This is a genomic window from Mycobacterium sp., assembly GCF_032162105.1.
In the GTDB taxonomy this organism is placed as follows: Bacteria; Actinomycetota; Actinomycetes; order Mycobacteriales; family Mycobacteriaceae; genus Mycobacterium.
The window spans coordinates 1-6,269 of the sequence record NZ_JAVRPS010000049.1; the positions used below are offsets into that span (position 1 = coordinate 1).

Annotated in this window: 8 protein-coding genes and 1 pseudogene; 6 read left to right on the forward strand and 3 right to left on the reverse strand. The window is 68.8% G+C overall.

Annotated elements, in window-relative coordinates:
* The 3 genes and pseudogenes from QOC69_RS02295 to QOC69_RS02305 form a co-directional block, all read right to left on the reverse strand.
* Positions 1 to 405 (reverse strand): annotated as a pseudogene (locus tag QOC69_RS02295) (IS607 family transposase); the annotation flags it as partial.
* Between the two features lie 35 nt (positions 406 to 440).
* Complete coding sequence (locus QOC69_RS02300) at positions 441 to 569, reverse strand: hypothetical protein (RefSeq protein ID WP_526435946.1); 129 nt, start codon at positions 567 to 569, stop codon at positions 441 to 443.
* Between the two features lie 129 nt (positions 570 to 698).
* Entirely contained in the window at positions 699 to 947 is a 249-nt protein-coding gene (locus QOC69_RS02305; RefSeq protein ID WP_526435948.1) for a hypothetical protein, read from the reverse strand.
* A gap of 18 nt (positions 948 to 965) precedes the next feature.
* Between QOC69_RS02305 and QOC69_RS02310 the strand changes: the two genes are divergently transcribed.
* The 6 genes from QOC69_RS02310 to QOC69_RS02335 form a co-directional block, all read left to right on the forward strand.
* Complete coding sequence (locus tag QOC69_RS02310; protein WP_526435950.1) at positions 966 to 1,154, forward strand: hypothetical protein; 189 nt, start codon at positions 966 to 968, stop codon at positions 1,152 to 1,154.
* A 62-nt stretch (positions 1,155 to 1,216) separates the two neighbouring features.
* Entirely contained in the window at positions 1,217 to 2,026 is an 810-nt protein-coding gene (locus tag QOC69_RS02315; RefSeq protein WP_526435952.1) for an SDR family NAD(P)-dependent oxidoreductase, read from the forward strand.
* 65 nt (positions 2,027 to 2,091) lie between these two features.
* A complete protein-coding gene (locus QOC69_RS02320; protein ID WP_526435960.1) occupies positions 2,092 to 2,832 on the forward strand; it encodes an HAD-IIA family hydrolase in 741 nt (246 codons plus the stop codon).
* 1 nt (position 2,833) lies between these two features.
* On the forward strand, positions 2,834 to 3,379 hold the full coding sequence (locus QOC69_RS02325) for a hypothetical protein (RefSeq protein WP_526435954.1): 546 nt from the start codon (positions 2,834 to 2,836) through the stop codon (positions 3,377 to 3,379).
* Positions 3,380 to 3,384: 5 nt separating this feature from the next.
* Positions 3,385 to 4,302: an arginase family protein gene (locus tag QOC69_RS02330; RefSeq protein ID WP_526435956.1), complete on the forward strand. Its 918-nt coding sequence runs from the start codon at positions 3,385 to 3,387 to the stop codon at positions 4,300 to 4,302.
* A 4-nt stretch (positions 4,303 to 4,306) separates the two neighbouring features.
* A partial coding sequence (locus tag QOC69_RS02335) for a thiamine pyrophosphate-dependent enzyme (protein WP_526435958.1) occupies positions 4,307 to 6,269 on the forward strand: 1,963 nt, incomplete at its 3' end.

Sequence of the window (6,269 nt, forward strand, 5' to 3'; positions counted from 1 at the left end):
GGCGGCCCTGCCCGGACAACGCCGCCGCCAGGTGTTCGACCCCGAAGCGCGCCAGCCGGTCTGGATGCTCCACAACGATCACCCTGGCATCGGGGTCCAACACCCTGGTCAGCTTGGGCCGTTTGCCGTTCAGCCCGGACCCAACCTCGCACACCACCTGCCCCACCCCGAGGCCCTGCTCGGTGGCCCACCCGGTCAGCCGCGCCACCGCACGATCCAGACCCAGCGCTGATCATGCGAGGACACCCGCACACACACCACGCCAGCGGTCCAATCAGCAGCCGCGGCGGTCCATACCAGAATTAGCCGAACCACCCGCTCTGCGGGCACCGGCAACATGCCCTCCCGAAACCAGCGATAAGCAGCATGCCGATTCACCCCAACCGACTTCGCCCAACCCGCCAAATTCGCAACACCAACAAGAACGCACTAGCAAACACTCAAACACACTCAACATGCAACAGTTTGAACCCCTTGCCGAAGGCCAGGTGGTGGTGTCCCCGGAACGGTGACTCCAGCCGCAGCGTCTCCTCCAGCAGCGCGGGCACCAGAGTCGGATCCTCCCGCACGGCTGTCTGGGTCTGGGGTGCGCGGCCAGCAGTCGTGCGGCGTTGCCGATCAGCCCGGCGGTGGACTCGCCACCCGCTGCGACCAGTTGAACGAGCATCAGCACTGCGACGTCGGGTTCGACGTCGCCTTCATTTCACCGCCACGGCCAGATCTCTGAGCACGTCATCGCCGGGTGCACGTCGGGCGGCTTCGAAGGCGTCGTGCAGGTAGCCGGCCAAGTGGATCGCGGCATCCACGGCGACGGGCAGCCGTCCCTCCGCCAGCACCCCGCCGAGCAGTTCGGTGCTGCCGTAGCCCCACTCGATCAGCCGAGGCACGTTCTCGTCGGGCAGCCCGATCAGCTTGGCCACCAACGTCATCGGCAACCGGTCGCCCATCGCCGAACCGGTGCCCCGGTGGGCCGCTCGCTGATCGACTCGCCGCGACTGGCGGCCACGGCGACCGCGCTGGCCGGATTGCCTGCCGACGACGCGGTGGCCCAGGAATGGGTCGTGCGCGTGGTGCTTGCACTGCTCTACTGGCCGATGCCGCACGAGGACGAAGAGGCCGTGGTGCGGCGGTTCGTCGCCTCGGCATTCGCCTGAACTTGACGTGCGGAAATTGGTCACCCAGGCCGATGAACACGTTCGTCTCGTAGCGTCATGGTGTGACCGAAGAGCAACCGCCCGTCGCAGTGGTGACCGGGGCGAGCCGTGGCGCGGGTCGCGGCATAGCGGCCGCGCTCGGCACGGCCGGGTGGCGGGTGTACGTGACGGGCCGAACGGTGACCGACCCAGGGGACGGCGCGATCCCCGTGCGGGTCGACCACCGAGACGACTCCGCCGTCGGCGCGCTGTTCGAGCGGGTGGCCGACGAGTGCGGTCGGCTCGACCTCTTGGTCAACAACGCTGCCGCGATCCACGACGACCTGACGAACCCGAAGCCGTTCTGGGAGAAGCCACTTGCCCTCGCCGACGTCCTCGACGTCGGGCTGAGGTCGGCCTACGTGGCGTCCTGGTATGCCGCGCCGCTGATGGTCGAGCAGGGTCGTGGCTTGATCGCGTTCACCTCGTCACCGGGGTCGGTGTGCTACATGCACGGCCCCGCCTACGGGGCGCAGAAGGCCGGGGTCGACAAGCTGGCAGCCGACATGGCGGTGGACTTCGACGGGACGGGCGTCTGCACCGTGTCGATCTGGATGGGGATCCTGTTGACCGAGAAGTTCCGCCGCGCGTTCGACGGACGTCCCGAGGCCTTGGCCAAGACCGCCGAGCACGCGGAGACCCCCGAGTTCACCGGTCGGGTGATCGACGCGCTGTATGCGGATCCCACGCTGACCGAGCTCAGCGGCCAAACGTTGATCGGCGCGGAACTCGCGACGCGGTACGGCATCACCGACGAGGACGGCCGCCAGCCGCCGTCGCACCGAGACGTGCTCGGTGCGCCGCGGGCACCGTCCGCTGTGGTGGTTCGCTGACGCCCGACCGGGCGGCTTGAGAGACTGACACCGTGCGAACCACACCGCAGTGCTGGCTGACCGATATGGACGGCGTCCTGGTCCACGAGGAACGTGCTCTGCCCGGCGCCGCCGAATTCCTGCAGCGGCTCACGGACAAGAAACGCCCGTTCCTGGTGCTGACCAACAATTCGATCTTCACCCCGCGTGACCTGGCCGCGCGTCTGCAGCGGTCCGGTCTCGAGGTGCCCGAGGAGTCGATCTGGACGTCGGCCATGGCCACCGCGGCCTTCCTGCACGACCAGTTGCCCGGCGGCTCGGCTTACGTGATCGGCGAGGCAGGCTTGACCACGGCGCTACACGAGGTCGGCTACACCCTCACCGATACGGGGCCCGACTTCGTGGTGCTCGGCGAGACACGGACCTACTCATTCGAGGCGATCACCAAGGCCATCCGGCTCATCGGCGCCGGCGCACGCTTCATCGCCACCAACCCCGACGTCACCGGGCCGTCGGCCGAGGGACCGACGCCCGCCACGGGGTCGGTTGCGGCGCTCATCACGAAGGCCACCGGACGGGACCCGTACTTCGTCGGCAAGCCGAACCCGATGATGTTCCGCAGTGCGCTCAACCGCATCGAGGCGCACTCGGAGAACACCTTCATGGTCGGCGATCGAATGGACACCGACGTCGTTGCAGGTATCGAGGCAGGCCTCGAGACCATCCTGGTACTCACCGGGTCGACGAAGATCGGCGACATCGAGCGGTATCCGTTCCGGCCGAGCCGGGTGCTCGACTCCATCGCGGATGCCGTCGACCTCATTTGACATGCCGATGTCCGTCGACGTCGCACCCGAAGTCGTTGCGGCGCTGCAGAACCGGGTGGCCGTCCGGCAGGTTCGACACACCATCGAACACGCGGTGCGCGCAATGCTCGCCGGCCAGCTGGCCGGCCGGGTGAGGCCGTGGGACCTGCCTGGCCTGCGGGCACGGGCGGCGACGCTCGGTGAGGTGTCTTCCGCGCGGGCCGTCCGGGTCGAGGCCGGTGTGCTCGTCGCCGAACTGCAGCCGGGCGGGCAACGGGTGGTGTTCCGGCGCATCGACGACGGCTGGCGGCTGGTGCGCTTCGTCGACGGCAACGACGAGTCCGTGCGCCCCGAGACCGCCCGGCAGGTGCCGCTGCGCGGCTGGGGTCCTGATGCCGTGCTCGACGCACTGGGCATCGACCGGCCGGACGGCGTCGAACTCGAGGTCGTCTCGCGCGATCTCGGCCAGGGCGAGACGGAGACGTGCCACCGCTACCAGTGGGTCGACTACGGCCGCGGCCAGCTGCTGACCGGCTCCGGCGACAATGCAATCCTCACGGAGGGGTGAGTTTGGTGGCCGAGATCGACTTGATCGGCGTTCCTTTCGACGGCTATGGGCGCAGCGGCAATCAGGCGCGCGCGGCGGCGGCGCTGCGGGATGCGGGACTGCTGGACGCCTTCGACCACCACCCCGTGGCACGGCATGACCATCTCGAGCTGCCCGCCCCAAACCCGCAGCGGGGCAAGGCAACCAGCTTGATCAACGAGGCGGCACTGCTGGCGATGATCGAGGCGCTCAACGAGCGGGTCGGGTCGGCCGTGAGTCAGGGCCGGTTCCCGTTCGTCTACGGCGGCGACTGCTCGACGCTGCTGGGCACCGTCACCGGCCTGCGTGATCACGTCGGCGACGTGGGGCTGGTCTTCATCGACGGCCACGAGGACACCATGCCCCTCGACGCCTCCGAAGACGGTGAGGCCGCCAACACCGAGATCGGTCTGCTCCTCGGGCTGACCGGACGTCTTCTCACCGGATCCCTGAGCGAGCGGCTCCCCGCACTGCGGACCGAACGCCTGGTGGTGCTCGGGCCGCGGGACGAGGCGTGGCGGCGGCAGTTCAACGTTGGCACGCTCAGCGACTGCGGGGTGTGGCTCGCGCCGCTGGCCGAAGTCGCCGACGATCCGGCAGGAACCGGGCGTCGCGCCATGGAGCAACTCGCGCAGCACGTCGGCCGGTGGTGGCTGCACATCGACCTCGACGTGCTGGACCCCCTCGAGTTCCCGGCGCAGGGGCTGCCCGATACAGAGGACGAGCCGGGTGGTCTCACCTGGGACCAGCTCACCGACCTGGTGCGCGCCCTGCTCGATTCCGGTTCGTGCGTTGGCGCCAGCATCGCGATCTACGACCCGGACCAAGACGAGGACGGGACCGGGGCGGGACAGATCGTGACGTTCGTCCGCACGATCGTCGGTGGCTACCGGGAGGGCAGGTAGACCCATGCCTGACCAGAAGGCCGAACCCATCGACGATTACTTCACGGCGACCGTATCGGCGCTGACGGAACGTCCGCCCGAGCACGTGCGAGGTGAAGCCGATGCACTGCGGGCGGGCTCGGCGCTCACGGTGGCGTCCTGTCTTGCGCTCTTCGATGCTCAACTCGGTAGCCGCCACCTCGACCTCGCGGCGCGTTGGCTGCGATCGCATGGCAAGGGCTACTACACGATCGGCTCCTCCGGGCACGAGGGCAACGCCGCGGTCGCGGCTGCGCTGCGGCACACCGATCCGGCGCTGCTGCACTATCGTTCGGGCGGCTTCTTCCTCGCCCGCGCACGGCAAGTCGGCGGACGCGACGCGCTGCGCGACGTTCTGCTCGGGCTGGTCGCGGCCACCGAAGAACCGATCTCGGGCGGGCGGCACAAGGTGTTTGGCCGCCACGACCTGAACATCATTCCGCAGACCTCGACCATCGCCTCGCACCTTCCGCGGGCCATCGGCGTTGCGTTCTCGATCGCCAGGGCCCGCAAGCTCGGCGTCGCCTGCCCCTGGCCCGAGGACGCGGTGACGGTGTGCAGCTTCGGTGACGCCTCGGCGAACCACTCGACGGCGGTCGGCGCCATCAATGCCGCTCTGCACGCCGCCTACCAAGGCCTGCCCATGCCGCTGCTGTTCGTCTGCGAAGACAACGGGATCGGCATCAGCGTCAAGACCCCGTCGGGATGGATCGCTCAGAGCTACGGGCGCAGGGAGGGTCTCGAGTACTTCGCCGCCGACGGCTCCGATGTGGCGGCGACGTTCGACGCCGCAACGGCCGCCGCCGCGTGGGTGCGCAGCCATCGGCGCCCCGCGTTCCTGCATCTGCGCACGGTCCGGCTGATGGGACACGCCGGTTCCGACTACGAGCCTGCCTATCGGCGGCCCGACGAGATCGCCGCCGACTTCGAGCGAGACCCGTTGGTGTGCACCGCGAAACTGTTGATCGGAGGCGGCCACCTCACCCCGGCAGAGGTGCTCGAGCGCTACGAGGCCAAGCGTGCCGAGGTCATCGGCCTCGCCGGCGAAGTCGGCGATCTCGCGCAGCTGGACAGCCCGTCAGCCGTGATGACACCACTTCGGGCAGGCCTCGACGAGGCGGTCGCCGCCTCCATGGAGAGCATCCCGACGGCTGAGCCGCAGGATGATTCACCGCTGACGGTCGCGCTCGCCATCAACCGCGCGCTGCAGGACGTCCTGCTCCGCCACCCCGATGCGCTGATCTTCGGGGAGGACGTCGCCCGCAAGGGCGGTGTGTACGGCGTCACTCGCGGACTGCTCAACAAGACCGGTTCGGCGCGGGTGTTCGACACGCTGCTCGACGAGCAGTCCATCCTGGGACTCGCTCTCGGTGCCGGGGTGTCGGGGTTGCTCCCCATCCCGGAAATCCAGTACCTCGCCTACATTCACAACGCCCTTGACCAGATTCGCGGCGAAGGCGCGACGCTGCAGTTCTTCTCGAACCGGCAATACCGCAATCCGATGGTCGTCCGCGTGGCCGGCTACGGATATCAGAAGGGGTTCGGCGGACACTTCCACAACGACAACTCCGTCGCCGCGCTCCGCGACATCCCCGGTGTGGTCGTCGCCTCGCCGGCGAGACCCGACGATGCCGCCGCGATGCTGCACGCCTGCGTGGCCGCGGCGAGGGCAGCGGGAATCGTCTGCATCTTCGTCGAACCCATCGCCCTGTACCACACGCGGGATCTGCACGACGACGGCGACGACGGGTGGCTCGCCATCTATCCGTCCTCGCAGGCCGTCGCGCCCATCGGCCGTGCGCGCACCTATGGTGACGGCAAGGACTTGACGATCATCACGTTCGGCAACGGGCTGCGGATGAGCCTGCGCGTCGCCCGCCGACTGGAACGCATCGGCATCGCCACCCGCGTCGTCGACCTGCGGTGGCTGGCACCGCTGCCGGTGGACG